Origin of the sequence: Variovorax boronicumulans, assembly GCF_019352895.1 — a bacterium.
Lineage (GTDB): Bacteria > Pseudomonadota > Gammaproteobacteria > Burkholderiales > Burkholderiaceae_C > Variovorax > Variovorax boronicumulans_A.
The window spans coordinates 2,381,780-2,408,311 of sequence record NZ_JAAAFX010000004.1; the positions used below are offsets into that span (position 1 = coordinate 2,381,780).

Below are 26,532 nucleotides of genomic sequence, written 5' to 3' on the forward strand. Positions count from 1 at the left end.
ACCCCGCAGCGACGGCGGACATTGCCGCCGCGGGCCTCAGTGGCTGCTGCAGCCGTGGCCGCCCTTGGGCGCCATCGGGGCGTCGCGCTCGACGCCCGCGGCGGCCAGGCGCCGCTCGTATTCGGCCCACAGGGCCGCCTGCTTCTGGCCCAGTTCGTAGAGCAGCGTCCAGGTGAAGATGCCGCTCTCGTGGCCGTCGGTGAACACCGGCTTGACCGCGTAGTTGCCCACCGGCTCGAGTTCGAGCAGGCCGACCTCGCGCTTGCCGGTCTGCAGCACCTCCTCGCCCGGGCCATGCCCCTGCACTTCGGCCGAGGGCGAGTAGATCCGCATCAGCTCGAAGGGGATGCGAAAGCTCGCGCCGTCGGAGAAGCCGACCTCGAGCACTTTCGACTTGTTGTGCACCGTGATCGATTGGGGCGTCGGAGCGCCGGCTTGCAGACCTGCCATCAGGATGTCCTTTTGCTGAGTGCCGCGATCATCGCAGCCTCGGCCGCAGGCAGTGCCGCCGCGACGCCCGCCTCCCTGCCGGCGTCGCGGTCTCGCTGCGCCGTCGCCCAGACGGGTGCCGGGAAGCGCGTGTCCCAATCGAAGCGGGCGATCACGTGCCAGTGCAGGTGCGGCACCATGTTGCCGAGCGCCGCCAGGTTGATCTTGGCCGGCGCGACATGCGTGCGCAGGCTCTGCTCGACGATCGCCACCGCCTCCATGCAGAGCGCCCGATCGGTGCTCGACAGGTCGGAGAACTCCGCGGCATGCGCTTGCCAGATCACGCGGTAGAAGGCGGGAAAGCCCGCCTCCTCGGCGTGGATCACGCGCAACTGCGGTGTCTCGAAGACCAGGCGGCCGCCGGGGGTTTCGCAGAGCACGCAGCCGTCACGCTGGGCACTCATACGAGCACCCGCTCGATGCCGCCGCTGTTCGCAGCCGCGACGTACTCCGGCAGCCACTGATCGCCCAGGATCTGGTTGGCCATCTCGACCACGATGTAGTCGGCTTCGAGCAAACCGTTGTTCAGGTCGTTGCCGTAGCGCGAGAGGCCCTGCAGGCAGCTCGGGCAGCTGGTGAGGATCTTCACGTTGCCCTGGGCCGCGACCTTGCCGCTGTCGCGTAGCGCGGCCTCGCCCTTCTTGAGCTCCTCTTCCTTGCGGAAGCGGATCTGGGTCGAGATGTCGGGCCGCGTCACGCCCAGGGTGCCCGATTCGCCGCAGCAGCGGTCGTTCTTGAGCACGTTGTCGCCCACCAGCGCCTTGACGGTCTTCATCGGGTCCTGCAGCTTCATCGGGCTGTGGCAGGGGTCGTGGTACAGGTAGCCGCCACCGCCGGCATCGCCCAGCGTGATGCCCTTCTCGAGCAGGTACTCGTGGATGTCGATGATCCGGCAGCCCGGGAAGATCTTGTCGAACTGGTAGCCCTGCAGCTGGTCGTAGCAGGTGCCGCAGCTCACCACCACCGTCTTGATGTCGAGGTAGTTGAGCGTGTTGGCCACGCGGTGGAAGAGCACGCGGTTGTCGGTGATCATCTTCTCGGCCTTGTCGAACTGGCCGCTGCCGCGCTGCGGATAGCCGCAGCACAGGTAGCCCGGCGGCAGCACCGTCTGCACGCCCGCATGCCAGAGCATGGCCTGCGTCGCCAGGCCCACCTGCGAGAACAGCCGCTCCGAGCCGCAGCCCGGGAAGTAGAACACCGCCTCGGTCTCGGAGGTCGTGGCCTTGGGGTTGCGGATGATCGGCACGTAGTCGGCATCCTCGATGTCCAGCAGCGCGCGCGCCGTCTGCTTGGGCAGGCCGCCGGGCATCTTCTTGTTGATGAAGTGGATCACCTGCTCCTTGATCGGCGCCGGGCCCAGCGTGGCCGGCGGCGCGGCCGTCTGCTTGCGCGCCACGCGGCGCAGCAGGTCGTTGGCCAGGCGCTGCGCCTTGAAGCCGATGCCCACCATGCCCAGGCGCATGGCCTTGATGGTCTGCGGGCTGGTCGCGTTGAGGAACAGCATGGCGGCCGCGTTGCCGGGCCGGAAGCTCTTCTGGCCCATCTTGCGCAGCAGGTTGCGCATGTGCATCGACACCTCGCCGAAGTCGATCTTCACCGGGCAGGGCGTGAGGCACTTGTGGCAGACCGTGCAGTGGTCGGCCACGTCCTCGAACTCCTGCCAGTGCTTGATGCTCACGCCGCGCCGGGTCTGCTCCTCGTAGAGGAAGGCCTCGACCAGCAGCGAGGTCGCGAGGATCTTGTTGCGCGGGCTGTAGAGCAGGTTGGCGCGCGGCACGTGGGTGGCGCAGACCGGCTTGCACTTGCCGCAGCGCAGGCAGTCCTTGACCGAATCGGCGATGGCGCCGATGTCGCTCTGCTGCATGATCAGCGACTCGTGGCCCATCAGGCCGAAACTGGGCGTGTAGGCGTTGGTGAGGTCGGCCTGCAGGCCGTGCGCGGCCGGCGAATCGCCGCGCAGCAGCTTGCCCTTGTTGAAGCGGCCTTCGGGGTCGACGCGCTGCTTGTAGTCGGTGAAGGGCTGCAGCTCGGCGTCGCTCAGGAATTCGAGCTTGGTGATGCCGATGCCGTGCTCGCCCGAGATCACGCCGTCGAGGCTGCGCGCCAGCGCCATGATGCGCACCACCGCCGCATGGGCGGTCTGCAGCATCTCGTAGTTGTCGCTGTTGACCGGCAGGTTGGTGTGCACGTTGCCGTCGCCCGCGTGCATGTGCAGCGCCACCCACACGCGGCCCTTGAGCACGCGCTGGTGGATGGCCGCGCACTCGGCCAGGATCGGCGCGAACTCGGCGCCGCTGAAGATGGCCTGCAGCGGCTGGCGGATCTGGGTCTTCCAGCTTGCGCGCAGCGTGTGGTCCTGCAGGCGCGGGAACAGCGCGTCGACGTCCTGCAGCCAGCCGGCCCACAGCGCGCGCACCTCCTGCACCAGGGCCACGGCCTGCGCCACGCGGTCCTCCAGCAGCTCGGCCGAGGGAATGTCGTTGGCGTCGTCGCTCTTGCCAAGCGGCAGGTTGCCGCGCAGGAAGAAGGCCTCCAGCGCGTCGGCGAAGGCCAGCTTGTTCTGCAGCGAGAGCTCGATGTTGATGCGCTCGATGCCGTCGGTGTATTCGGCCATGCGCGGCAGCGGGATCACCACGTCCTCGTTGATCTTGAAGGCGTTGGTGTGCTTGCTGATCGCGGCCGTGCGCTTGCGGTCGAGCCAGAACTTCTTGCGCGCCTCCGGGCTGATGGCGATGAAGCCCTCGCCGCTGCGCGAATTCGCGATACGCACCACTTCCGAGGTGACGCGCGCCACCGCATCGGCGTCGTCGCCCGCGATGTCGCCGAACAGCACCATCTTCGGCAGGCCGCCGTGCTTCTTCGACTTGGTGGCGTAGCCAACCGCCTTGAGGTAGCGGTCGTCCAGGTGCTCCAGGCCCGCGAGCAGCACGCCCGAGCGCTTCTGCTCGGCGAACATGAAGTCCTTGATCTCGACGATGCTGGGCACCGCGTCCTTGGCGTTGCCGAAGAACTCCAGGCACACGGTGCGGGTGTGCGCGGGCATCTTGTGCACCACCCAGCGGCAGCTGGTGATCAGGCCGTCGCAGCCCTCCTTCTGGATGCCCGGCAGGCCCGAGAGGAACTTGTCGGTCACGTCCTTGCCCAGGCCCTCCTTGCGGAAGGTCTTGCCCGGGATGTCGAGGATTTCGGTGCGCAGCCTGGTCTTGCCGTCGGCCGCGAAGTACTGCAACTCGAACACGGCGCGCTCGGCGTCGTGGATCTTGCCCAGGTTGTGGCCGATGCGCGTGACCTCGAGCCATTCGGCCTGCGGCGTCACCATGCGCCAGGAGGCCAGGTTGTCCAGCGCCGTGCCCCACAGCACGGCCTTCTTGCCGCCCGCGTTCATCGCGACGTTGCCGCCCACGCAGGAGGCTTCGGCCGAGGTCGGGTCGACCGCGAACACGTAGCCCGCGCGCTCGGCCGCGTCGGCCACGCGCTGGGTGACCACGCCGGCCTCGGTCCAGACCGTGGGCACGGGCGCCTCCAGGCCCGGCAGCGCCATGAACTCGACCTCGGTCATGGCCTCGAGCTTCTCGGTGTTGATGACCGCGCTGTTCCAGGTCAGCGGGATCGCGCCGCCGGTGTAGCCGGTGCCGCCGCCGCGCGGGATGATGGTCAGGCCCAGCTCGATGCAGCCCTTGACCAGCAGGGCCATCTCGGCCTCGGTGTCGGGGCACAGCACCACGAAGGGGTACTCCACGCGCCAGTCGGTGGCATCGGTCACGTGCGACACGCGCGACAGGCCGTCGAACTTGACGTTGTCCTTGGCGGTGAGCCGGCCGAAGGCGCGCGTGGCCTTGCGGCGCAGCGCGGCGACGTTGCGGAACATGGTGTCGAAGGACGCGATGGCCTGCGCCACCAGCGTGGTCAGCTCACCGACCAGCAGGTCGCGCTGGGCGTCGACGTCGGGGGTGCGGCGCTTGGCGACTTCGCTCAGCCGGTGGTTGAGCGCATCGACCAGCTGGCCTCGGCGGCGCGGGTTGTCCAGCAGGTCGTCGACCAGGTAGGGGTTGCGCTGCACCACCCAGATGTCGCCCAGCACCTCGTAGAGCATGCGGGCCGAGCGGCCGGTGCGGCGCTCGTCGCGCAGCGACTGCAGCAGCGTCCAGCCGCGTTCGCCCAGCAGGCGGATCACGATCTCCCGGTCGGAGAAGCTGGTGTAGTTGTACGGGATCTCGCGCAGTCGGGCAGGCTCTGCGGCCTGCGTCAACAACGCAGTCAGCGCGATCGGAGCGTTCATCGGGGAGCACCTCGGCAGGACGCTGCGCGCCCTTGAACCGGGCCGGAGATTTTAAGTCAGCGCCGATGCCGGCGCTGACGGCTCAGAAAAGGACCCGGCTGCGGATGGTGCCGGGCACCTGGGCGAGCTTCTCGAGCGCCAGGTCGGACGAGGCCGCATCGATGTCGGTCACCACGTAGCCGACCTTCTCGTTGGTCTGCAGGTACTGCGAGGCGATGTTGATCTGGTTGTCCGAGAAGATCTTGTTGATCTCCGACAGCACGCCCGGCACGTTGTGGTGGATGTGCAGCAACCGGTGCTTGCCCGGGTGCGCGGGCAGCGCCACCTCGGGGAAGTTGACCGAGGAGATCGAGGTGCCGTTGTCGCTGTACTTGACCAGTTTCTCGGCCACCTCGCCGCCGATGTTGGCCTGCGCCTCCATCGTGGAGCCGCCGATGTGCGGCGTGAGGATCACGTTGTCCAGGCCACGCAGCGGCGACTGGAACTCCTCGTTGTTGCTGCCGGGCTCGACCGGGAACACGTCGATCGCCGCACCCCAGAGCTTCTCGCTTTGGATGCCCTGGGCCAGCGCGTCGATGTCGACCACCGTGCCGCGCGCCGCATTGATCAGGATGCCGCCCTGCTTCATGGCCGCGATCTCGGCCGGGCCGATCATCCATTTCGTGGACGGCAGCTCGGGCACGTGCAGGCTCACGATGTCGCTCTGGGCCAGCAGGTCGTGCAGCTTCGGCACCTGGCGTGCATTGCCCAGCGGCAGCTTGCTCACCACGTCGTAGAAGGCCACGTGCATGCCCAGGCCTTCGGCCAGCACCGACAGCTGGGTGCCGATCGAGCCGTAGCCCACGATGCCCAGCGTCTTGCCGCGGATCTCGTGCGAATGGGCCGCCGACTTCATCCAGCCGCCGCGGTGCACCAGCGCGTTCTTCGCCGGGATGCCGCGCAGCAGCAGGATCGCCTCGGCCAGCACCAGTTCGGCCACCGAGCGGGTGTTGGAGTACGGCGCGTTGAACACCGCCACGCCACGCTCGCGCGCCGCGTTGAGGTCGACCTGGTTGGTGCCGATGCAGAAGCAGCCGACCGCCACCAGCTTGGGCGCCGCCGACAGCACGTCGGCCGTGAGCTTGCTCTGCGAGCGGATGCCGAGGAAATGGACGTCGGCCAGCTTGGCCTTGAGCTCCTCGCCTTGCAGCGCCTTGGGCAGGGTCTCGATCTGCGAGTAACCCGCGCCCTTGAGGACCTCGATTGCAGAGGGATGCACACCTTCGAGCAGAAGGAACTTGATCTTGCTTTTGTCGAGGGAGGTCTTGCTCATGGGAGGTCGCGAAAGCCCTGCGAATCGCTCGCAAGACAGAGCTGAAAAGGAGGGATGACGATGCTAGCATGGTGCAGCGCAACACAACGGCTGGCGGGCCCCGGCCCGGGCGCCAAAAGGGTTTCCCCGCTTGGCGCCGTCGACACCCTCGTGCGACAAACATGACGCGGTTGTGTCACAGGCACGACCTACGATCAAGCACGGTCTACCATTCGCGCTTTTCTGCTTTCAAAATCCCATCAGGAGTCTTCATGCGATTCAAAACGCTCGCCTTGGCCTCGGCGCTCGCGGCAACACTGTTCAACACGGCGCAAGCGCAGACCGAGATCCAGTGGTGGCACTCGATGACCGCGGTCAACAACGAGTGGGTCAACGACCTCGCCAAGCAATTCAACGAAAGCCAGAAGGACTACAAGATCGTCCCGACCTTCAAGGGCACGTACGACGAGTCGATGACCGCCTCGATCGCGGCCTTCCGCGCCGGCAACGCACCGCACATCCTGCAGGTGTTCGAAGTGGGGACCGCCACGATGCAGGCCAGCAAGGGCGCGGTCATCCCGGTGGGCCAGATCATGAAGGACGCGGGCGAGAAGTTCGACCCGGCCGCCTACATCCCCGCCGTGGCCGGCTACTACACGGCCCCCAACGGCCAGATGCTGAGCTTCCCGTTCAACAGCTCGACCACCATCTTCTATTTCAACAAGGACGCCTTCAAGGCGGCCGGCCTGCCGACCGACAAGGCGCCGGCGACCTGGCCCGAAGTGGTGGCCGCGGCCGCCAAGCTCAAGGCCAGCGGCCACAAGTGCCCGTTCACCACCGCCTGGCAGAACTGGACCCAGGTCGAGAGCTTCTCGGCCTGGCACAACGTCGAGTTCGCCTCCAAGGCCAACGGCCTGCAGGGCCTGGACGCCCGCCTGAAGGTCGATTCGCCGCTGCATGTGCGCCACATCGAGAACCTGGCCAACATGGCCAAGCAGGGCCTGTTCGTCTACAAGGGCCGCGGCAACGTGCCCGAGGCTTCGTTCGTCTCGGGCGAGTGCGCCATGATCAACACCTCCTCGGGCTTCTACGGCAACGTGGCCAAGAACGCCAAGTTCGCCTACGGCCTGGCACCTCTGCCCTACTACCCGGACGTGCCGGGCGCACCGCAGAACACCGTCATCGGTGGCGCCAGCCTGTGGGTGATGTCGGGCAAGAAGGCCGAGGAGTACAAGGGCGTGGCCAAGTTCTTCAGCTTCATCTCGCAGCCTGAAGTGCAGTCCGCCAGCCACAAGCGCACGGGCTACCTGCCCGTCACGACCGCCTCGTACAAGCTGACCGAGGAATCCGGCTTCTACAAGCAGAACCCGGGCACCGACGTCGCCGTGACGCAGATGATCCGCAAGGTGACCGACAAGAGCCGCGGCATCCGCCTGGGCAACTACGTGCAGATCCGCGCCATCGAGGACGAAGAACTCGAACAGGTCTGGAATGGCAAGAAGACCGCCAAGGAAGCCCTGGACTCGATCGTCAAGCGCGGCAACGAGCAGCTCGAGCGCTTCCAGAAAGCCAACAAGGGCTGACGCCTTTTCGGTCTTCGCCGCACCGCCGGCACCCCGCCCTGGCCTCCCTGCGAGACAGAGAGGGTTCCCGCCGGTAAAAGAGGGGCGTCGACCACAGTAGACTCTGCCCGCCGCGCTTTCGAGCCCGGCGGGTTTTCTTTTATCCAGGGTCCCTATGGAAAAACGCGTTTTCTTTCGCTCCGGCTGGTTGCCGTGGCTGCTTCTGACACCCCAAATGGCGGTGATCCTGGTCTTCTTCTTCTGGCCTGCGGCGCAGGCCTTGCTGCAGTCGCTGCAGCAGCAGGACCCGTTCGGCACGTCCATCGAGTTCGTCGGCTTCGACAACTTCAGGCAGCTGTTCGCCGACCCGAGCTACGTCGAGTCCTTCAAGACGACCGCGCTGTTCTCGGTGCTGGTCGCCGGCATCGGCATCAGCCTGTCGCTGATGCTGGCGGTGTTCGCCGACCGCGTGGTGCGCGGCGCCACCTTCTACAAGACGATGCTGATCCTGCCCTACGCCGTGGCCCCCGCGGTCGCGGCCGTGCTGTGGGTGTTCATGTTCTCGCCGTCGCTGGGCGTCGTGGCCTATGCGCTGGGCAAGTTCGGCATCAACTGGAACCACCTGCTGGACTCCGGCCACGCCATGACGCTGATTGTCATGGCCTCGGTCTGGAAGCAGATTTCCTACAACTTCCTGTTCTTCCTGGCCGGCCTGCAGTCGATCCCGAAGTCGCTGATCGAAGCCGCCGCCATCGACGGCGCGCGCCCGTGGCGCCGCTTCTGGACGGTGCAGTTCCCGCTGCTCTCGCCCACCACCTTCTTCCTGCTGGTGATCAACGTGGTCTACGCCTTCTTCGACACCTTCGCGATCGTCGATGCGGCCACGCAAGGCGGCCCGGGCAAGGACACCGCGATCCTGGTCTACAAGGTTTATTACGACGGCTTCAAGGCCATGGACCTCGGCGGTTCGGCGGCCCAGTCGGTGGTGCTGATGCTCATCGTCGTGGCGCTCACGGTCGTGCAATTCCGCTACGTCGAGAAAAAGGTTCAATACTGATATGGTCGAAAAACGCGGAACCCACGGGATCCTGGCGCACGTCGTCATGGTGCTCGGCGTCCTGATCGTCGCCTTCCCGCTCTACCTGGCCTTTGTGGCCTCCACCCACACGGCGCAGGAGATCGTGCAGGCGCCGATGCCGCTGCTGCCCGGCGGCCACATGTGGGACAGCTACAAGGCCGCGCTGTTCGGCCGCGAAACCAGCGCCGGCTCCAATGCGCCGGTGGCCCACATGATGTGGGTCAGCTTCGTGACCGCCATGGTGATCTCGGTCGGCAAGATCTCGATCTCGCTGCTGTCGGCCTTCGCGATCGTCTACTTCCGCTTCCCGTTCAAGAAGATCTGCTTCTGGGCCATCTTCGTGACGCTGATGCTGCCGGTGGAGGTGCGGATCCTGCCCACCTACAAGGTGCTGGCCGACCTGAACATGCTCAACACCTATGCGGGTCTCACGGTGCCGCTGATCGCGTCGGCCACGGCCACCTTCCTGTTCCGCCAGTTCTTCCTGACGGTGCCCGAGGAATTGACCGAAGCCTCGCGCATGGACGGCGCGGGCCCGATGCGCTTCTTCTTCGACGTGCTGCTGCCCCTGTCGAAGACCTCGATCGCGGCGCTGTTCGTGATCCAGTTCATCTACGGCTGGAACCAGTACCTCTGGCCGCTGCTCGCGACCACCAGCGAAGACATGTACCCGGTGGTGGTGGGCATCAAGCGGATGATCGCCGGCGGCGACGGCCAGAACGAGTGGAACGTGGTGATGGCCACGGCCATCCTCGCGATGCTGCCGCCCGCGCTGGTCGTGGTGCTGATGCAGAAGTGGTTCGTCAAGGGCCTGGTCGACACAGAGAAGTGACCCACCCCCGAGGCGGGCTCACTTCGTGTAGCCCGCTCCCCCCTTAAGGGGGCACCACCAGCGGCCCGGCGAAGCCGGTTCTGCGGTGGTCCTGGAAAAAGAAATAGCGCCTCGTTGAGGCAGAGATCGAGAAGAACATGGCTGCACTTTCCCTTCGCAACGTCATCAAGCGCTACGGCGTGGGCCCCAAGGCCAACCAGGTCATCCACGGCGTGAGCGCCGAGATCGCCGACCATGAATTCATCGTGATCGTCGGGCCCTCGGGCTGCGGCAAGTCCACGCTGCTGCGCATGGTCGCCGGCCTGGAAGAAGTCTCGGCGGGCGAGATTTCCATCGGCGGGCGCGTGGTGAACGACCTCGAACCCTCCGAGCGCGACATCGCGATGGTGTTCCAGAACTACGCGCTCTACCCGCACATGACGGTCTTCGACAACATGGCCTACGGCCTGAAGATCGCCAAGGTGCCGGTGCCCGAGATCAAGACCCGCGTCGACAAGGCCGCGAAGATCCTCGAGCTGGGCCACCTGCTCGAGCGCAAGCCGCGCGAGCTGTCCGGCGGCCAGCGCCAGCGCGTGGCCATGGGCCGCGCGATCGTGCGCCAGCCGCAGGTCTTCCTGTTCGACGAACCGCTGTCGAACCTCGACGCCAAGCTGCGCGCCCAGACCCGCATCGAGATCCAGAAGCTGCACCGCGAGTTGGGCATCACCTCGCTGTTCGTGACCCACGACCAGGTCGAGGCCATGACCCTGGCGCAGCGCATCATCGTGATGAACGGCGGCGTGATGGACCAGTTCGGCACCCCCGAAGAGGTCTACAACCGCCCCGCGACCACCTTCGTGGCCAGCTTCATCGGCTCGCCGCCCATGAACCTGCTCAAGCACGCACCCGGCGTGCGCCCGGGCCAGATCCTCGGCGTGCGCCCCGAGCACCTGAAGCTGGACCAGACCGGCTGGACCGTGCAGGTCGAGCACGTCGAACTGCTGGGCGCCGAGCGCCTGGTCTACGGTCGCATCGGCGAGGAGCAGATCATCATGCGCACCGACGCAGCCGACCATCCGCCGACCGCCGGCGACACGGTCCATATCTCGGCGCCGCAGGAGAGCCTGCACTGGTTCGACGCCGGCTCCGGCAAGAGAACAGTCTGACCATGGCGGCGCCCTGGCCCTACCCCCGCTGGGTCGCGCATCGCGGCGCCGGCAAGCTCGCGCCCGAGAACACGCTAGCGGCCTTCCGGCTGGGCGCTTCGCATGGCTACCGCATGTTCGAGTGCGACGCCAAGCTCAGCGCCGACGGCGTGCCCTTCCTGATGCACGACAGCACGCTGGAACGCACCACCAGCGGCCGCGGCACCGGCGGCGACCGGCCGTGGGCCGAACTGTCGCAGCTCGACGCCGGCAGCTGGCATTCGCGCGCCTTCGCGGGCGAGCCGCTGCCCAGCCTGGAGAACGTGGCGCGCTACTGCGTGCGCAACCACCTGCTGCTGAACATCGAGATCAAGCCCACGCCCGGCGTCGAACGCCGCACCGGCGAAGTGGTGGCACGCGACGCCGCACGGCTCTGGGCCGGCGAGGCGATCCCGCCGCTTCTGACCTCCTTCAAGACCGAGGCGCTGGCCGGCGCGCGCGACGCGGCGCCCCAGTTGCCGCGCGGGCTGCTGCTCGACACGCTGTGGGACGGCTGGCTGGTCGCGGCGCGCGATCTGGGCTGCGTGGCGATCGTCTGCAACCATGCGTTGTGGGACGCCACCACCGTGGCCCTGGCCCATGAGGCCGGGATGCGCACGCTGAGCTACACCGTCAACGACGAGTGGGCGGCCGAGCGACTCATCGCCCTGGGCACCGACGGCATCATCACCGACCGCGTCGATCTGTTCAGCCCCGCGGGCTGAATCCGGCGCCGCCGCGGGCTCTCATAATGGCCCGATGAGATCCATTTCCCGCGGGCTGGCCGCCCTGCTGCTGCTGGCGGCCTTCGCCATGACCGCTGTCGCGGCCCCACCGCCGGCGGCCAAGGCCACGGCCGTGGCCGTGACCGCCGGCGACGGCAGCAATGGCAGCCCGGTGCCGGCGCCCGAAATCACGGTGCCCGCGCTGCGCGCCCGGCTCGACAAGATCCCCGAGGCGGTCGACACCGACGACGACGTCACGGCCCTGGTCGCGCAGACCCAGGACATCGTGGCCCAGGCCCAGCGCTTCGTGGCCTCGCGCGCCGGCCCGCTGGCCGACCTCAACGCCCGGCTGGGTGAACTGGGCACCGCCCCGCCCAAGGGCACCGCCGAGGACGCCGACATCACGCGCCAGCGGGCCGCGCTGGAAAAGGAACGCAACGCGCTGGACGCCGACATCCGGCTCGCACGCCTGGTCGCGGTCGACGCCCAGCAGCGCGGCAGCGACCTGCTCGCCCAGCGCCGCGCGCTGTTCGAGGCGCATCTGCTCGAACGCTCCAATTCACCGCTGGCCGGCGCCTTCTGGCGTGACATCCGCAGTGCCTGGCCGACCGACCGCGACCGGCTGGTGGCGCTCGAGAAGGAGGTCCGCACCGGTGTCTCGACCGCCCTGCACGGCCCCGAGCGCGGCGGCGTGATCGCCTCGCTGGTCGGCGCGCTGCTGCTGGCCCTGCTGGGCAGCTGGGCCGCCGAACACGGGCTCACCCGGCTCGCGGCCCGCAGCTTCCCGATGGGCCGGCTGCGGCGCTCGCTGCTGGCCGTGGCCATGGTGACGGCCACCGTGCTGATCGTGGCGCTGGCCGCGCAATGGGGCTGGCAGACGCTCGAGGACGCGGGCCAGTGGGGCCCGACCGCGCAGCGCCTGGGCGAATCGGTGGCCAACTTCGCCATCTTCGTGGGCTTCGTGATCGGCCTAGGCCGTGCCCTGCTGGCCAACGGCCGACCGTCGTGGCGGCTGCCGCCGATGGCCGACGCCATGGCCGCGCGCATGGCGCCCTACCCCTGGCTGATCGCGGGCGTGACCACGCTGATCTGGCTCACGACCCAGATCAACACGCTGGTCGACGCCAGCCTGGCCGCCACGGTTGCGACCCATGTGGCCACGGCCCTGGCGCTGACCGCACTGACGGTGGTGATGCTGATGCGCCTGCGCCTGCCCGAGGCCGACGTGGCGCCGGCCATCGCCGCAGCGCCCGCGCCCGACGCGCTCAAGCCGGAAGAGGCCGCGGCGCTCGCCGGCCGGCCCCTGTGGGTCGGGCTGGTGACCGGCGCGGTCGCGGTGGTGCTGATCGCGATCTGCGTGCTGGCCGCCTTCGGCTATGTGTCGCTGGCCAGCTTCCTCGCCAGCCAGCTGACCTGGACCGGCGTGGTGGGCGCCGCGGCCTACCTGCTGTTCAAGTTCACCGACGACCTGTTCATCGCGCTGCTGTCCTCGCGCAGCAATGCCGGCCAGCGGCTGCAGAAGAGCCTCAACGTCGCGCCGCAGACGCTCGACCAGGCGGCCATCGTGCTGTCCGCGGTGGGCCGCGTCGCGCTGTTCTTCTACCTGGTGATCGCGCTGCTGGCGCCGCTGGGCACGTCGCCGAGCGAACTGTTCCAGCGCAGCGGCAAGGTCGGCTCCAGCCTCAAGGTGGGCCAGTTCGAGCTGGTGCCGGGCGCGCTGTTCGGCGCGCTTGCGGTGCTGGTGATCGGCTTCCTCGTGCTGCGGCTGTTCAAGCGCTGGCTCGACAACAGCTACCTGCCGAGCACCACGCTCGAGCCCGGCATGCGCAGCTCGCTCACCACCCTGCTGGGCTATGTGGGCGGCATCCTGGTGGTCGCCTCGGCGCTGTCGGCGCTGGGCATCGGCATCGAACGCATCGCCTGGGTGGCGAGCGCGCTGTCGGTGGGTATCGGCTTCGGGCTGCAGGCCATCGTGCAGAACTTCATCTCGGGGCTGATCCTGCTGGCCGAGCGGCCGGTGAAGGTGGGCGACTGGGTGGTGCTGGGCACGGCCGAGGGCGACGTGCGTCGCATCAACGTGCGCGCCACCGAGATCCAGCTGGGCGACCGCTCGACGCTGATCGTGCCGAATTCCGAGTTCATCACCAAGACCGTGCGCAACATGACGCTGGCCAATGCCGAAGGCCGCGTGCTGATCCGCCTGCCGATGCCGCTGACCACCGACGCGCAGCAGGTGCGCACGCTGATGCTCGCGGCCTGCAGCACCCACGAGGGCGTGCTGGCGACGCCCGCACCCTCGCTCACGCTCGAGGGCATCGAGAACGGGCTGCTGATCTTCCAGGCCATCGCCTATGTGGCGAGCCCGCGGCTGGCGGGTGGCGTGCGCAGCGACCTGCTGTTCGTGATCCTCGAAGAGCTCAAGAAGGCCGGGCTGCCGATGGCGACGCCGACCACGATGGTGATGGCGCCGGCCGAGCCGGCGGCGGCGGCCGTGGTGCCGGCCACGCCCAGCTCGCCGATCCCCGGCACGCAGACCTGACGCGATTCGGGGATTCATGCACCGTCCCTGTGCGTTCCAGCCTCTAGACTCGCCATTGCCGGCAACGCATTGCGCGCGCCGGCCTGCTGCGTGCCGCGCCGGTCATCCAGACCGAAGCGGCATTCAGACGCATCCACGCTTCTTCGGAGACCTTCAGTGAAAAATGCCTTGCTTCGCACCCCCTTCAGCGCCGTGGCCCTGGCCCTCGGCATGCTGGCCGCCGCGCCCTCCTTCGCCGCCGACACCAAGTCGGTGGCCGTGACCGCCATCGTCGAACATCCCGCGCTCGACGCCGTGCGCGACGGCGTCAAGGCCGAGCTCAAGGCCGCCGGCTACGAAGAAGGCAAGAACCTCAAGTTCAGCTACCAGAGCGCGCAGGGCAACGTGGGCACCGCGGCGCAGATCGCCCGCAAGTTCGTGGGCGATGCCCCCGACGTGATCGTCGCCATCGCCACGCCCTCGGCGCAGGCCGTGGTGGCCGCCACCAAGACCATCCCGGTCGTGTACTCCGCGATCACCGATCCGGTCGCGGCCAAGCTGGTGAAGAACTGGGACGCCACGGGCACCAACGTGACCGGCGTGTCCGACCTGTCGCCGCTCGAGAAGCACGTGGCCCTGATCAAGCAGGTGGTGCCGAACGCCAAACGCATCGGCGTGATCTACAGCCCCGGTGAAGCCAACTCGGTGGCCATCGTCGCCGCGCTCAAGAAGGCTGCGACCGACGCCGGCATGACGGTGGTCGAAGCCGCCGCCGCACGCACCGTCGACGTGCCGACCGCCGCCCAGAGCCTGGTGGGCAAGGCCGACGTGATCTACACGCCGACCGACAACAACGTGGTCTCGGCCTTCGAGGGCATCGTCAAGGTGGCCCAGCAGGCCAAGCTGCCGGTGGTGGCCGCCGACACCGCCACCGTCGAGCGCGGCGCCGTGGCCGCCCTGGGCCTGAACTACAGCGACATCGGCCGCCAGACCGGCAAGATCGTGGTGCGCATCCTCAAGGGCGAGAAGCCCGGCACCATCGCCTCGCAGACCAGCACCAACTTCGAACTGGTGGTGAACCCCGGCGCGGCCAAGCTGCAGGGCGTGACCCTGTCCGAAGAACTGCTGAAGACGGCCAAGGTCGTGAGCACCAAGTAAGCCAGCCCCTGCGGGCCCGTCGCCGCCGTGTGGCGGCGGCGTCGGGCCTGTCCTCTTGCCTCGCAGGAAGCCCCCATGTCCCTCATCGCATCGCTGGGCGCCATCGAGATCGGTCTGATCTTCGGACTGGTCGCGCTGGGCGTCTTCATGTCGTTCCGCATCATCAATTTCCCCGACCTCACGGTCGACGGGAGCTTTCCGCTGGGCGCCGCCGTCGCCGCGACGCTGATCGTCGCCGGCTGGAACCCGGTCCCGGCCACCGTCATGGCCTGCATTGCCGGTGCGGCCTCTGGCTGGCTCACGGCCTGGCTCAACGTCAAGCTCAAGATCATGCAGCTGCTCGCGAGCATCCTGGTGATGATCGCGCTGTACTCGATCAACCTGCGCGTGATGGGCAAGCCCAACGTCGCGCTGATCACCGAGCCCACCGTGTTCACCATGGTCGACTTCGGCGGCATGCCCGAGCAGTGGGCCAAGCCGCTGTTGCTGCTGCTGATCGTGATCGCGGCCAAGATCGTGGTCGACATCTTCTTCGCCTCCGAAGCCGGGCTCGCGATGCGCGCCACCGGCAGCAACGCACGCATGGCGCGCGCCCAGGGCATCTCGACCGACTTCCACACCATGGCGGGCCTGGCGATCTCCAATGCGCTGGTGGCGCTGGCGGGCGCGCTGTTCGCGCAGAGCCAGGGCACGGCCGACATCTCGATGGGCGTGGGCACGATCGTGATCGGCCTGGCCGCGGTGATCATCGGCGAGACGCTGCTGCCCGCGCGCAGCATGGTGATCACCACGCTGGCCTGCATCATCGGCGCGCTGCTCTACCGCTTCTTCATCGCGCTGGCGCTCAACACCGACTTCATGGGCCTGCAGGCGCAGGACCTGAACCTGGTGACCGCCGTGCTCGTGGCCTTCGCGCTGCTGGTGCCCGCCTACAAGCGCAAGCTGGGCGCGCTTTTCAAGGGGAAGAACTGATGCTGCGCGCCCAACAACTCGAGATCACCTTCAACGCGGGCACGCCGATCGAGAACCGCGTGCTGCGCGGGCTCGACCTGGAGATCCCCACCGGCCAGTTCGTCACCGTGATCGGCTCGAACGGCGCGGGCAAGTCGACCTTCCTCAATGCGGTGAGCGGCGACCTGATCGTCGACCAGGGCCGCATCGAGATCGACGGCAAGGACGTCACGCGGCTCAACGCCTGGCAGCGCTCGGGCATGGTGGCCCGCGTGTTCCAGGACCCGATGGCCGGCACCTGCGAGGCCCTGACCATCGAGGAGAACATGGCGCTGGCCTGGAAGCGCGGCGAGCGCCGCAGCTTCGGCTTCGCGCTCAACCGCGGCCTGCGCGAGCTGTTCCGCGAGAAGCTGGCGATCCTCAAGCTGGGGCTGGAGAACCGGCTGACCGACCGCATCGGCCTGCTCTCGGGCGGCCAGCGGCAGGCGGTGAGCCTGCTGATGGCCTCGCTGCGGCCCTCGCGCATCCTGCTGCTGGACGAACACACGGCCGCGCTCGACCCCAAGACCGCGGCCTTCGTGCTCGAGCTCACGGCCAAGATCGTCGAAGGCAGCCAGCTGACCGCGATGATGGTCACGCACAGCATGCGCCAGGCGCTGGACTACGGTTCGCGCACCGTGATGCTGCACGAGGGCCAGGTGATCCTCGACGTGGCCGGACCGCAGCGCGATGGGCTTGACGTGCCCGACCTGCTGCGCATGTTCGAGCAGACGCGCGGCGAGAAGCTCGACGACGACAAGCTGCTGCTGGCCTGATGGCGCCGCAAGCCGTGCGGCTGCGCACGATGCACGCCGACGACCTCGAGGCCGTGCTCGCGATCCAGCTGGCCTGCTACGGCGCCGGTTTCGTCGAGGACGGCGCGCTGATCGCCCGCCGCCGCGCGGCCGCGCCGCACACCGGCTGGGTGGTCGAACAGGCCGGCGCGGTGCGCGCCTACCTCGCCGCCTATCCCTCGGTGCGGGGCAAGCTCACGCCGCTGCACGGCGAATTCGAGCCCGCGCCCGCGGCCGACGCGCTCTACCTGCACGACCTGGCGGTGCATCCGTCGGCGGCCGGTCTGGGCCTGGGGCCGTTGCTGGTGCGCCACGCCTGGGCCCACGCGGCGCAGGCGGGCTGGGCGCACTCGACACTGGTGTCGGTGCAGGCATCGGTCGGCTTCTGGGCGCGTCACGGCTATGCGGCGGTCGCGCCGGCGGGGCCCGCGCAGCAGGCCCGGCTCGACACCTACCCAGGCGACGCGGTGTACATGGCGCGCCGGCTCGGCTGAGGGCGGCTCAGCGGCGCCAGCCGCGCAGCACCAGCCACTGCACGGTGCCGCAAACGACCACCAGCGCGGCATAGGTGCTCATCCGGCCGTCGCGCCCGGACACCACGAGCCCGGCCACCAGGACCGCCACACCGGCGACAAAGGTGATCGCCCACTGCAGCCACCAGCGCGGCACGCCGGTGCGCGAGGCACCCAGGAAACGCCCGATCGCCACCAGCACCAGCGCGAGAAAGGCCGCCGGCGCGGCGAAATTCAGCAGGTGATCGAGGGTGTTCAGCAGGTCCATCAGAGGCGAAACGTGGGCCAGGCGGCAAAAATCATGGCGGTCATAGGGAATGCCATTGACCCCCGGGCGGGACCCGGTCGGCCGCTGATTTTATAATCGCTGTCTATGTCAGTCTGGGCCCTTGGGTTGAACCACACGACCGCGCCGCTCGATCTGCGCGGTCGTTTCGCGTTCGCGGTCGATCAGCTGGCCCCCACGCTGCAGAGCCTGCGCAGCTCTTTCGCCTCTGGCCGGCACCCGGCCATCGAGGCCGCGATCATCTCCACCTGCAACCGCACCGAGATCTATTGCGCGGCCGACCACACCGCCGTCGACCATGCGCTGGGCTGGCTGGCCGAGAGCGGCGGCGTGTCGCCGGCGCTGCTGCGCACCCATTCCTACACGCTGAGCAACGACGCCGTCGCGCGCCACGCCTTCCGCGTGGCCAGCGGCCTCGATTCGATGGTGCTGGGCGAGGCCCAGATCCTGGGCCAGATGAAGGACGCCGTGCGCGCTGCCGAAAGCGTCGGTTCGCTGGGCAGCACGCTCAACCAGCTGTTCCAGCGCTCCTTCGCGGTCGCCAAGGAAGTGCGCACCGCCACCGAGATCGGCGCGCATTCGATCAGCATGGCGGCCGCGGCCGTGCGGCTGGCCGGCCAGCTGTTCGAGGATTTGCGCCAGACCCGCGTGCTGTTCGTGGGCGCCGGCGAGATGATCGACCTGGCCGCGACCCACTTCGCGGCCAAGGAACCCAAGTCCATCACCATCGCCAACCGCACCATCGAGCGCGGCGAGAAGCTCGCCACCCGCTTCGGCGGCACCGCGATGCGGCTGGCCGACCTGCCGGCGCGGCTGGCCGAATTCGACATCGTGGTGAGCTGCACCGCCAGCACCTTGCCGCTGATCGGCCTGGGTGCGGTCGAACGCGCACTCAAGCAGCGCAAGCACCGCCCCATGTTCATGGTCGACCTGGCCGTGCCGCGCGACATCGAGCCCGAAGTCAAGGCGCTGGAAGACGTCTACCTCTACACCGTGGACGACCTGGCCCAGGTGGTGCAGCAGGGCCAGGCCAGCCGCCAGGCCGCGGTGGCGCAGGCCGAAGTCATCATCGACGCCGGCGTGCAGAGCTTCATGCACTGGCTGGACCAGCGCGGCACCGTGCCGCTGATCCAGCAGCTCAACGCCCAGACCGACGAGTGGCGCGCGGCCGAGCTGGCCCGCGCCCGCAAGCTGCTGGCCAGGGGCGAGTCGGTCGATGCGGTGCTGGAGGCGCTCTCGCGCGGCCTCACGCAGAAGATGCTGCACGGCGCCATGGCCGAGCTGCACGCGGGCGACGCCGCCGCGCGTGCCCAGACCGCGCAGGTGGTCTCGCGCCTGTTCCTGCGCGGCGACCCGCGCGGCCCCAAAGAGCGTTAGCGACGCTGGTCTGCCCGGCTGCCGCATGCGGCCGCCCGCCCCTGTCTTCCCTTTGACGGAAGGCGCCCTCTTCCCTTTTTCCGTTCCTGCCGTGAAACCCTTTCTGCGCCATCAACTCGAGCGCTATGCGCAACGCCTCGGCGAGCTGGACTTCCTGCTCTCGCGCGAGGACATCATGAGCGACATGGCGCAGTACCGCGTGATCTCCAGGGAGCACGCCGAGGTCACGCAGATCGCCGGCCGCTGGGCCCGCTACACGCAGCGCGAGGCCGACATCGCGGGCGCGCAGGAGATGCTCGACGACCCCGACATGGCCGAGATGGCGCGCGAGGAGATCGCCGGCGGCGAGGCCGAGCTGCTGCAGCTCGAGGACGAACTGCAGCGCCTGCTGCTGCCCAAGGACCCCGACGACGCGCGCAACGCCTTCATGGAAATCCGCGCTGGCACGGGCGGCGACGAGTCGGCGCTGTTCGCGGGCGACCTGCTGCGCATGTACACGCGCTACTGCGAGCGCGCCGGCTGGCGCTGCGAGATCGTCAGCGAGAGCCCGAGCGAGCTGGGCGGCTTCAAGGAAGTGGTGCTGCGCATCGTGGGCGACGACGTGTTCGGCCAGCTGCGCTTCGAATCGGGCGGCCATCGCGTGCAGCGGGTGCCGGCCACCGAGACGCAGGGCCGCATCCACACCAGCGCCTGCACGGTGGCGGTGCTCGCCGAGCCCGACGAGACCGTGGCGGTGCAGATCAACCCGGCCGACCTGCGCATCGACACCTACCGCGCCAGCGGCGCGGGCGGCCAGCACATCAACAAGACCGACTCGGCGGTGCGCATCACGCACATCCCGACCGGCATCGTGGCCGAGTGCCAGGACGACCGCAGCCAGCACCGCAACAAGGCCAAGGCGCTGCAGGTGCTGTCGGCCCGGATCCAGGAAAAGGACCGCAGCGAGCGCGCCGCCAAGGACGCGGCGCTGCGCAAGGGCCTGGTCGGCAGCGGCGACCGTTCCGACCGCATCCGCACCTACAACTTCCCGCAGGGCCGACTCACCGACCACCGGATCAACCTCACGCTCTACAAGCTGCTGCAGATCATGGAAGGCGACCTGGGCGACGTGCTGGCCGCCCTGCAGGCCGCGCGCGAGGCCGAACAGCTGGCCGAGCTGGAATCGAGCCTGCCCGCATGACGGACCTCCCACAAGCCCCTTCGACGCTGGCCCAGGCGCTGCGCGCCGCGGCCGCGCTGGGCGTGGACCGGCTCGATGCCCAGCTGCTGCTGCTGCAGGTGCTGCAGCGCCCGGTGCACGAGCGCGCCTGGCTGCTGGCGCACGACGGCGATGCGCTGCCCGCTGACGCGTGGACCGTGTTCGCGCAGCTGTGCGCACGGCGCGTCGCGGGCGAACCGGCCGCCTACCTGCTGGGCGAGAAGGAATTCCACGGCCTGGCGCTGCAGGTCGATGCCCGCGTCTTGGTGCCGCGGCCCGACACCGAGACGCTGGTCGAGTGGGCGCTCGAAGTCCTGGAGGCGCACCAGGCCCCGACCGTGCTCGACCTCGGCACCGGCAGCGGCGCGATCGCGCTGGCCGTGCAGCATGCACGCCCCGACGCCCGCGTCGACGCGGTGGACGCCAGTGCCGACGCGCTGGCGGTCGCGCGCGAGAACGGCCGCCGGCTGGGCTTGGCGGTGCGCTTCGCCCAGGCCGACTGGCTGGCCGGCGCGGCCACGGGCTACCAACTCATCGTGTCCAACCCGCCTTACATCGCGGCCGGCGACCCGCACCTGCCCGCGCTGGCGCACGAACCCGTGGCCGCGCTGGTGGCGGGCACCGACGGCCTCGACGACCTGCGCCGCATCGTGCGGGCCGCGCCCGGCCACCTGGCGGCCGGGGGCTGGCTGCTGCTCGAGCATGGCCACGACCAGGCCGATGCCGTGCGTGCGCTGCTGGCCGCGCAGGGCTTCGAGGAGGTTCAGCACCGCCACGACCTGGCCGGCATCGCGCGCTGCACCGGCGGGCGCTACGCCGGGCTTTGAATCCGCCGCGCGGCGCGAAAGCCGGCGCGGTGAAATAATCCGATCAGTCTATTTTCAGGAGTGCCCCCATGTCCGACGCCCAACAACGCATCGACGACCTCGTCAAGACCAACGAACTCGTGCTCTTCATGAAGGGCAACGCCAGCTTCCCGATGTGCGGCTTCTCCGGCCGCGCGATCCAGATCCTCAAGGCCGTGGGCGTCGACACGCGCACGCTCAAGACGGTCAACGTGCTCGACGACCAGGAGATCCGCCAGGGCATCAAGGAATACAGCAACTGGCCCACCATCCCCCAGCTCTACGTCAAGGGCGAATTCATCGGCGGTTCGGACATCCTGATGGAGATGTACGAATCGGGCGAGCTGCAGCAAGTGATCAGCGCCCCGGCGGCGTAAGCCGTCCCGCCGCCGCGCCACCCATTGGTGCGGCTGGCTCCGTGGGCGAATCGGGCGCCTTGCGCAATCAGTAACATGAGGGGCATCCGAGACCCCCATGACACTGACCCAAAGCCTGCTTCTCATCCTCGGGCTCATCGCGGCGAGCGCCTTCTTCTCGCTGGCCGAGATCACGCTCGCCGCCTCCCGCCGCCTGCGCCTGCGCCAGATGGCCGACGACGGCGACGCACGCGCCGACCGCGTGCTGCGCATCCAGGAACAGCCCGGGCCCTATTTCACCGTGGTCCAGATCGGCCTCAACGCGGTGGCGATCCTGGGCGGCGTGGTGGGAGAAGGCGCCTTCTCCCCCTTCTTCGCCGACCTGCTCGGCCGCTGGCTCAGCGCCGAAGCGGCCCAGGGTTGGGCCTTCGCGGCCTCGTTCTCGATCGTGATCGCGCTGTTCCTGGTCTTCGCCGACCTGTTCCCCAAGCGCCTGGGCATGAACGACCCCGAACAGCTGGCGGTGCGCATGGTCGGTCCGATGAACGTGCTGATCACCACCTTCAAGCCGCTGGTGTGGTTCTTCACGCGCTGCACCGACCTGCTGTTCAAGCTCCTGGGCGTGCCGCTGCAGCGCGTCGACCAGATCACCTCGGCCGACATCCTGGCCATGACCGAGGCCGGCGCCCGCGCGGGCGTGCTGGCCGCGCGCGAGCAGCAGGTGATCGCCAACGTGTTCGAGCTCGACACCCGGCTGGTCGGCAGCGTGATGACCTCGCGCGACCGCATCGCCTGGTTCCAGAAGGACGACCCCGAATCGGTGCTGCGCGCACGCATCGTGGCCGAACCCTTCTCCGCCTACCCGGTGTGCGACGGCGACATCGACCACGTGCTGGGCTACGTCGATGCCAAGGACATGTTCCAGCGCGTGCTGAGCGGCCAGCCGCTGGCGCTCGACCAGGGCGTGCCGCTGCACAAGGCGCTGGTGGTGCCCGACCGGCTCTCGCTGACCGAGGTGCTCGAGCAGTTCCGCCAGGCGCACGAGGACTTCGCGATCATCGTCAACGAGTACAGCCTGGTGGTCGGCGTGATCACGCTCAACGACGTGATGAGCACGGTGATGGGCGACCTGGTCGGCCCGCAGGAAGACGAGGAGCAGCAGATCGTGCGGCGCGACGAGAACTCCTGGCTGATCGACGGCGTGACGCCGGTGCAGGACGTGCAGCGCGCGCTCGACATCGACGTGCTGCCGCATGCCGACGAGTACGAGACGCTGGCGGGCTTCCTGATGGTGATGCTGCGCCGCGTGCCCAAGCGCACCGACAGCGTGGTCTGGGCCGGCTACACCTTCGAGGTGATGGACGTCGACAGCTACCGCATCGACCAGGTGATGGTGACGCGCACGCCGCCCAAGAACTAGTCCGCCGCGCGGTCCTTGAAGGTCCAGAGCCGCTGGTTGGCGAACACCGCGTCCGGGTACGGCGCCCGCCCGCGGCTGCCGTTGTAGCGGCCGAGCGTGAGGAACAGGTCGCCACGCTCGCGGTCCAGGTAGTGGCGCAGGATCACGCAGCCGAAGCGAAGGTTGGTCTGCATGTGGAACAGCTTGGCGGGATCGGCGTCGCCGATCACCCGGGTCCAGAAAGGCATGACCTGCATGTAGCCGCGCGCCCCGGCGCTCGAGACGGCGAACTTGCGGAAGTTGCTCTCGACCTGGACCAGGCCCAGCACCAGGCTCACGTCCAGCCCGGCGCGCTTGCTCTCGTACCAGGCGGTCTGGAGGAATTCCTTGCGCGAGGGCCAGTCGGCGATCTTCTTCTTGAGCCGCTCGCTCATGTCGCCCAGCCAGCGCAAATAGGCCATCCGCGCCTCGGTGCTCGCGAATTCGGGGATCGGGGGCGCCTTGTTGTGGATGGCCGAACTCAGCGCGGTGCGCACCGAGTCGATCAGCGGCTCCTCGATCTGCGCGCCGGCCCATGCGCCGCGCGGGCAGGCCAGCACCAGCGCACCGGCCGCCGCGCCGCCGAGCAGCTGTCGGCGGGAGGTGGCCGGCGTCAGGCTCATGCGGCCAGGCGGGACTGCAGGAAGCTCAGGGCCGCCGAGGCGGGCACCTTGGTCGCGGCGGTGTCGCGCCGGTGCTGGTACTCCAGCTCGCCTTCCTTGAGCCCGCGGTCCGAGATCACGATGCGGTGCGGCACGCCGATCAGTTCCCAGTCGGCGAACATCGCGCCCGGGCGCTCGCCGCGGTCGTCGAGCAGCACGTCGACGCCGGCCACCAGCAGCTGGTCGTAGAGCGCCTCGGCGGCGGTCTTGACCTCTGCGCTGCGGTCCATGCCGATCGGGCAGACCACCACGGTGAAGGGCGCGATGGCGTCGGGCCAGATGATGCCGCGCTCGTCGTGGTTCTGTTCGATGGCCGCGGCCGGCAGCCGTGTGATGCCGATGCCGTAACAGCCCATCTCGAGGAACTGCGGCTTGCCGTTCTCGTCGAGGAAGGTGGCATTCATCGGCTTGCTGTACTTGGTGCCGAGGTAGAACACGTGGCCCACCTCGATCCCGCGCTCGATCGCCAGCACGCCCTTGCCGTCGGGCGAGGCATCGCCAGCCACCACGTTGCGCAGGTCGGCCACCAGCACGGGCTCGGGCAGGTCGCGGCCCCAGTTCACGCCGGTGAAGTGGAAGTCGGGCACGTTGGCGCCGCAGATCCAGTCGGCCATCACCGCCACATCGCGGTCGGCGACGACCTGTACCGGCTTCTTCAGGTTCAGCGGGCCGAGGTAGCCCGGCTTGCAGCCGAAGTGCTCGTCGATCTCGGCCGTCGTCGCGAAGCGGAAGCCCTGGTCCAGGCCGGGCAGCTTGCCGACCTTGATCTCGTTCATGTCGTGGTCGCCGCGCAGCAGCAGCAGCCAGACCTGCACGCCCTTGGGCTGGCCGGCGGCATCGAGCAGTTCGGTGGCCAGCACCAGCGACTTGACCGTGCGCGCCAGCGGCAGGCCCAGCAGTTCGGCGACGTCGGCGCAGGTGCTCTTGCCCGGCGTGGGCGTCTGGGTCAGCGCCTGCGTGGCGGGGCCGCGCGGCGTGCCGGGCGCCAGCGCCTCGGCCTTCTCCATGTTGGCGGCGTAGTCGCTGTCGGGGCAGTAGACGATGGCGTCCTCGCCGGTCGCGGCGATCACCTGGAATTCCTCGCTCAGGTCGCCGCCGATGGCGCCGCTGTCGGCCGCCACGGCGCGATAGCGCAAGCCGAAACGATCGAAGATCTTGCGGTAGGCGCCGGCCATCGTCTGGTAGCTGGCCTTGGCGGAAGCACCGTCACGGTCGAAGCTGTAGGCGTCCTTCATGGTGAACTCGCGCCCACGCATCAGGCCGAAACGCGGACGGCGTTCGTCGCGGAACTTGGTCTGGATCTGGTAGAAATTCTTCGGCAGCTGCTTGTAGCTGCGGAATTCCTGGCGCGCGATGTCGGTCACCACTTCTTCGCTGGTGGGCTGGATCACGAAGTCGCGGTCGTGACGGTCCTTGATGCGCAGCAGTTCTGGGCCCATCTTGTCGAAGCGGCCGGTTTCCTGCCAGTACTCGGCCGGCTGGATCACCGGCGTGACGAGTTCGACCGCGCCGGCGCGGTCCATTTCCTGGCGCACGATGGCCTCGACCTTGCGGATCACGCGCAGTCCCATGGGCATGTAGCTGTAGATGCCGGCACCCAGCTTCTTGATCATGCCGGCGCGCATCATGAGCCGGTGGCTCGCGACTTCGGCATCAGCCGGCGCTTCCTTCTGGGTGGAGACAAAGAAACGGGAAGCTTTCATCGGTCGTTCGCGAGCTCAGGAAGGGGGTTTGGGCCGCAGGGCCAGGGAACTGGTCGCTTGCCGAGAGCGACCCGGCAGGCATAATCAACGCAGTTCAAAAATTGGGGTTTGATTATGCTCGACCGGGACGGCTTCAGGCCCAACGTCGGCATCATCCTGCTCAACCAGAGAAACGAGGTTTTCTGGGGCAAACGCATCCGCACTCACTCCTGGCAATTCCCGCAAGGCGGCATCGACCGAGGCGAGAGTCCCGAGCAAGCCATGTTCCGGGAATTGCATGAAGAAGTGGGACTCCAGCCGGAGCATGTGAGGATCGTCGCCCGTACCCGTGACTGGTTGCGCTACGAGGTGCCGGATCGGTTCATCCGCCGTGACGCACGGGGCCATTACAAGGGCCAAAAGCAGATCTGGTATCTGCTGCAGTTGGTCGGACACGACTGGGACCTCAACCTGCGTGCCACCGATCATCCGGAGTTCGATGCCTGGCGTTGGCACGACTACTGGGTACCCCTCGACGTCGTCGTGGAGTTCAAGCGCGGCGTCTATGAAATGGCGCTGACCGAACTCGCACGCTATCTGCCCCGCCAGGACTTCCGCAACCGCTTCCTGCGCAGCAACGTGCGCGCCCGTGAATTCGAGCGCCCGTCGTCTGCTGCAGGCCAAGACCCTCAGTTCGACCTGCCCCCGGGCGCCACCTTCGACCCGGACCCCAATGCCACGCCTGCCCACGACAACCCTGCCTCGCGCAACCCCTTCCATGTCCCGCGCTAGCCGCGCCCTGCTGCTGGCCTGCCTGCTCGGCGGCGCAGGCGGTGGTGCCATCGGCCAGATCTTCCAGGGCCCCGACTGGAAGGAAAGCGACGCCCCGCCGCCGCCGGCCTACGACCTGCGCCGCCTGGTGCCCTTCGAAGTGCCCGCCTACATGACCCTCAAGTTCGGCGTGGACCCGGCGACCATCGTGATCACCGACGACGGCCTGGTGCGCTACGTCGCCGTGGGCACCAGCAAGTCCGGCAACGCGGTCAATGCCTTCTACGAAGGCGTGCGCTGCGCGACCGGCGAGGTCAAGAGCTATGCGCGCTCGAGCGGCAGCGGCTGGGAGCTGGTCGCCAATCCGGAATGGAAGCCGATGGCACTGGTGAACTCCAACTACACCCACGCGCTCGCGGTCCAGGGCCTGTGCCGCAGCGGCGCCCCGCGCGCCAGCGTCGGCGAGATGATTCGACGGCTCAAGAATCCGGTGCAGGAACTCGAATAATCCGAGCTCTGCGCGCTG

24 protein-coding genes are annotated in these 26,532 nt (G+C 68.4%); 17 read left to right on the forward strand and 7 right to left on the reverse strand.

The window, feature by feature from the left end:
• Nucleotides 1-36: 36 nt before the first annotated feature.
• From K0H49_RS12695 to serA, 4 genes are all read right to left on the reverse strand, one after another.
• Complete coding sequence (locus K0H49_RS12695; RefSeq protein ID WP_219212582.1) at nt 37-450, reverse strand: gamma-butyrobetaine hydroxylase-like domain-containing protein; 414 nt, start codon at nt 448-450, stop codon at nt 37-39.
• Nucleotides 450-893, reverse strand: a complete 444-nt coding sequence (locus K0H49_RS12700) for an HIT family protein (protein WP_219212584.1) — start codon at nt 891-893, stop codon at nt 450-452. The genes K0H49_RS12695 and K0H49_RS12700 overlap by 1 nt, the downstream gene beginning before the upstream one ends.
• Nucleotides 890-4,768, reverse strand: coding sequence for a DUF3683 domain-containing protein (locus K0H49_RS12705; protein ID WP_219212586.1), 3,879 nt, complete (start codon nt 4,766-4,768; stop codon nt 890-892). Before K0H49_RS12705 ends, K0H49_RS12700 begins: the two co-directional genes overlap by 4 nt.
• An 82-nt stretch (nt 4,769-4,850) precedes the next feature.
• Entirely contained in the window at nt 4,851-6,080 is a 1,230-nt protein-coding gene (gene serA / locus K0H49_RS12710) for a phosphoglycerate dehydrogenase (protein ID WP_219212588.1), read from the reverse strand.
• Nucleotides 6,081-6,331: 251 nt separating this feature from the next.
• Between serA and ugpB the strand changes: the two genes are divergently transcribed.
• From ugpB to K0H49_RS12760, 10 genes are all read left to right on the forward strand, one after another.
• On the forward strand, nt 6,332-7,642 hold the full coding sequence (ugpB, locus tag K0H49_RS12715; RefSeq protein ID WP_219212589.1) for a sn-glycerol-3-phosphate ABC transporter substrate-binding protein UgpB: 1,311 nt from the start codon (nt 6,332-6,334) through the stop codon (nt 7,640-7,642).
• A 154-nt stretch (nt 7,643-7,796) separates the two neighbouring features.
• Entirely contained in the window at nt 7,797-8,678 is an 882-nt protein-coding gene (gene ugpA, locus K0H49_RS12720) for a sn-glycerol-3-phosphate ABC transporter permease UgpA (RefSeq protein ID WP_219212591.1), read from the forward strand.
• Between the two features lies 1 nt (nt 8,679).
• On the forward strand, nt 8,680-9,531 hold the full coding sequence (gene ugpE / locus K0H49_RS12725) for a sn-glycerol-3-phosphate ABC transporter permease UgpE (RefSeq protein ID WP_219212593.1): 852 nt from the start codon (nt 8,680-8,682) through the stop codon (nt 9,529-9,531).
• Nucleotides 9,532-9,668: 137 nt separating this feature from the next.
• A complete protein-coding gene (locus tag K0H49_RS12730; protein WP_219212594.1) occupies nt 9,669-10,676 on the forward strand; it encodes a sn-glycerol-3-phosphate import ATP-binding protein UgpC in 1,008 nt (335 codons plus the stop codon).
• A 2-nt stretch (nt 10,677-10,678) separates the two neighbouring features.
• Nucleotides 10,679-11,419: a glycerophosphodiester phosphodiesterase gene (ugpQ, locus tag K0H49_RS12735; RefSeq protein ID WP_219212597.1), complete on the forward strand. Its 741-nt coding sequence runs from the start codon at nt 10,679-10,681 to the stop codon at nt 11,417-11,419.
• Between the two features lie 34 nt (nt 11,420-11,453).
• Entirely contained in the window at nt 11,454-13,958 is a 2,505-nt protein-coding gene (locus tag K0H49_RS12740) for a DUF3772 domain-containing protein (protein ID WP_257624684.1), read from the forward strand.
• A gap of 156 nt (nt 13,959-14,114) precedes the next feature.
• The gene (locus tag K0H49_RS12745) at nt 14,115-15,095 is read left to right on the forward strand and encodes an ABC transporter substrate-binding protein (RefSeq protein WP_219212599.1); all 981 of its coding nucleotides are present in this window, start codon (nt 14,115-14,117) and stop codon (nt 15,093-15,095) included.
• A 75-nt stretch (nt 15,096-15,170) separates the two neighbouring features.
• Nucleotides 15,171-16,067, forward strand: a complete 897-nt coding sequence (locus K0H49_RS12750; protein WP_219212601.1) for an ABC transporter permease — start codon at nt 15,171-15,173, stop codon at nt 16,065-16,067.
• Nucleotides 16,067-16,861 carry an ABC transporter ATP-binding protein gene (locus tag K0H49_RS12755; protein ID WP_219212603.1) on the forward strand — a complete coding sequence of 265 codons (795 nt, stop codon included), beginning with the start codon at nt 16,067-16,069 and terminating at the stop codon, nt 16,859-16,861. Before K0H49_RS12750 ends, K0H49_RS12755 begins: the two co-directional genes overlap by 1 nt.
• Nucleotides 16,861-17,373 carry a GNAT family N-acetyltransferase gene (locus K0H49_RS12760; protein ID WP_219212605.1) on the forward strand — a complete coding sequence of 171 codons (513 nt, stop codon included), beginning with the start codon at nt 16,861-16,863 and terminating at the stop codon, nt 17,371-17,373. The genes K0H49_RS12755 and K0H49_RS12760 overlap by 1 nt, the downstream gene beginning before the upstream one ends.
• A 7-nt stretch (nt 17,374-17,380) precedes the next feature.
• Here K0H49_RS12760 and K0H49_RS12765 read toward each other — a convergent pair whose 3' ends face one another.
• Nucleotides 17,381-17,659 carry a hypothetical protein gene (locus K0H49_RS12765; RefSeq protein ID WP_219212607.1) on the reverse strand — a complete coding sequence of 93 codons (279 nt, stop codon included), beginning with the start codon at nt 17,657-17,659 and terminating at the stop codon, nt 17,381-17,383.
• A 105-nt stretch (nt 17,660-17,764) separates the two neighbouring features.
• On the opposite strand from K0H49_RS12765, the gene hemA reads away from it, so the two are divergent.
• The 5 genes from hemA to K0H49_RS12790 all read left to right on the forward strand — a co-directional run bounded on the left by hemA (nt 17,765) and on the right by K0H49_RS12790 (nt 22,873).
• Nucleotides 17,765-19,054 (forward strand): glutamyl-tRNA reductase, encoded by a 1,290-nt coding sequence (gene hemA, locus K0H49_RS12770; protein WP_219212609.1) that lies wholly within the window; start codon nt 17,765-17,767, stop codon nt 19,052-19,054.
• A 91-nt stretch (nt 19,055-19,145) separates the two neighbouring features.
• Nucleotides 19,146-20,234, forward strand: coding sequence for a peptide chain release factor 1 (prfA, locus tag K0H49_RS12775; protein WP_219212610.1), 1,089 nt, complete (start codon nt 19,146-19,148; stop codon nt 20,232-20,234).
• A complete protein-coding gene (prmC, locus tag K0H49_RS12780) occupies nt 20,231-21,079 on the forward strand; it encodes a peptide chain release factor N(5)-glutamine methyltransferase (protein WP_219212612.1) in 849 nt (282 codons plus the stop codon). Before prfA ends, prmC begins: the two co-directional genes overlap by 4 nt.
• Nucleotides 21,080-21,147: 68 nt before the next feature.
• Nucleotides 21,148-21,474, forward strand: coding sequence for a Grx4 family monothiol glutaredoxin (grxD, locus tag K0H49_RS12785; protein WP_219212614.1), 327 nt, complete (start codon nt 21,148-21,150; stop codon nt 21,472-21,474).
• Nucleotides 21,475-21,571: 97 nt separating this feature from the next.
• On the forward strand, nt 21,572-22,873 hold the full coding sequence (locus K0H49_RS12790) for a hemolysin family protein (RefSeq protein ID WP_219212616.1): 1,302 nt from the start codon (nt 21,572-21,574) through the stop codon (nt 22,871-22,873).
• Here K0H49_RS12790 and K0H49_RS12795 read toward each other — a convergent pair.
• Both K0H49_RS12795 and K0H49_RS12800 read right to left on the reverse strand, forming a co-directional pair.
• On the reverse strand, nt 22,870-23,514 hold the full coding sequence (locus K0H49_RS12795; protein WP_183025027.1) for a lytic transglycosylase domain-containing protein: 645 nt from the start codon (nt 23,512-23,514) through the stop codon (nt 22,870-22,872). The two genes, K0H49_RS12790 and K0H49_RS12795, sit on opposite strands and share 4 nt — an antisense overlap.
• The gene (locus tag K0H49_RS12800; RefSeq protein ID WP_219212618.1) at nt 23,511-25,256 is read right to left on the reverse strand and encodes a proline--tRNA ligase; all 1,746 of its coding nucleotides are present in this window, start codon (nt 25,254-25,256) and stop codon (nt 23,511-23,513) included. Before K0H49_RS12800 ends, K0H49_RS12795 begins: the two co-directional genes overlap by 4 nt.
• Before the next feature lie 114 nt (nt 25,257-25,370).
• Between K0H49_RS12800 and K0H49_RS12805 the strand changes: the two genes are divergently transcribed.
• The gene (locus K0H49_RS12805; protein ID WP_219213298.1) at nt 25,371-26,027 is read left to right on the forward strand and encodes an RNA pyrophosphohydrolase; all 657 of its coding nucleotides are present in this window, start codon (nt 25,371-25,373) and stop codon (nt 26,025-26,027) included.
• Nucleotides 26,014-26,514 (forward strand): CNP1-like family protein, encoded by a 501-nt coding sequence (locus K0H49_RS12810; RefSeq protein ID WP_257624686.1) that lies wholly within the window; start codon nt 26,014-26,016, stop codon nt 26,512-26,514. Before K0H49_RS12805 ends, K0H49_RS12810 begins: the two co-directional genes overlap by 14 nt.
• Nucleotides 26,515-26,532: the final 18 nt, after the last annotated feature.

Bases quoted from the DNA above. Each gene is read 5' to 3' on its own strand.
- K0H49_RS12760 (WP_219212605.1), top strand. From the start codon at position 16,861: ATGGCGCCGCAAGCCGTGCGGCTGCGCACGATGCACGCCGACGACCTC.
- K0H49_RS12805 (WP_219213298.1), top strand. From the start codon at position 25,371: ATGCTCGACCGGGACGGCTTCAGGCCCAACGTCGGCATCATCCTGCTC.
- K0H49_RS12810 (WP_257624686.1), top strand. From the start codon at position 26,014: ATGTCCCGCGCTAGCCGCGCCCTGCTGCTGGCCTGCCTGCTCGGCGGC.
- serA (WP_219212588.1), bottom strand. From the start codon at position 6,080: ATGAGCAAGACCTCCCTCGACAAAAGCAAGATCAAGTTCCTTCTGCTC.
- K0H49_RS12800 (WP_219212618.1), bottom strand. From the start codon at position 25,256: ATGAAAGCTTCCCGTTTCTTTGTCTCCACCCAGAAGGAAGCGCCGGCT.
- ugpA (WP_219212591.1), top strand. From the start codon at position 7,797: ATGGAAAAACGCGTTTTCTTTCGCTCCGGCTGGTTGCCGTGGCTGCTT.
- K0H49_RS12755 (WP_219212603.1), top strand. From the start codon at position 16,067: ATGCTGCGCGCCCAACAACTCGAGATCACCTTCAACGCGGGCACGCCG.
- prmC (WP_219212612.1), top strand. From the start codon at position 20,231: ATGACGGACCTCCCACAAGCCCCTTCGACGCTGGCCCAGGCGCTGCGC.
- K0H49_RS12765 (WP_219212607.1), bottom strand. From the start codon at position 17,659: ATGGACCTGCTGAACACCCTCGATCACCTGCTGAATTTCGCCGCGCCG.
- K0H49_RS12695 (WP_219212582.1), bottom strand. From the start codon at position 450: ATGGCAGGTCTGCAAGCCGGCGCTCCGACGCCCCAATCGATCACGGTG.
- ugpB (WP_219212589.1), top strand. From the start codon at position 6,332: ATGCGATTCAAAACGCTCGCCTTGGCCTCGGCGCTCGCGGCAACACTG.
- K0H49_RS12700 (WP_219212584.1), bottom strand. From the start codon at position 893: ATGAGTGCCCAGCGTGACGGCTGCGTGCTCTGCGAAACCCCCGGCGGC.
- grxD (WP_219212614.1), top strand. From the start codon at position 21,148: ATGTCCGACGCCCAACAACGCATCGACGACCTCGTCAAGACCAACGAA.
- K0H49_RS12705 (WP_219212586.1), bottom strand. From the start codon at position 4,768: ATGAACGCTCCGATCGCGCTGACTGCGTTGTTGACGCAGGCCGCAGAG.
- K0H49_RS12790 (WP_219212616.1), top strand. From the start codon at position 21,572: ATGACACTGACCCAAAGCCTGCTTCTCATCCTCGGGCTCATCGCGGCG.
- K0H49_RS12740 (WP_257624684.1), top strand. From the start codon at position 11,454: ATGAGATCCATTTCCCGCGGGCTGGCCGCCCTGCTGCTGCTGGCGGCC.
- hemA (WP_219212609.1), top strand. From the start codon at position 17,765: ATGTCAGTCTGGGCCCTTGGGTTGAACCACACGACCGCGCCGCTCGAT.
- ugpQ (WP_219212597.1), top strand. From the start codon at position 10,679: ATGGCGGCGCCCTGGCCCTACCCCCGCTGGGTCGCGCATCGCGGCGCC.
- K0H49_RS12795 (WP_183025027.1), bottom strand. From the start codon at position 23,514: ATGAGCCTGACGCCGGCCACCTCCCGCCGACAGCTGCTCGGCGGCGCG.
- K0H49_RS12750 (WP_219212601.1), top strand. From the start codon at position 15,171: ATGTCCCTCATCGCATCGCTGGGCGCCATCGAGATCGGTCTGATCTTC.
- K0H49_RS12730 (WP_219212594.1), top strand. From the start codon at position 9,669: ATGGCTGCACTTTCCCTTCGCAACGTCATCAAGCGCTACGGCGTGGGC.
- ugpE (WP_219212593.1), top strand. From the start codon at position 8,680: ATGGTCGAAAAACGCGGAACCCACGGGATCCTGGCGCACGTCGTCATG.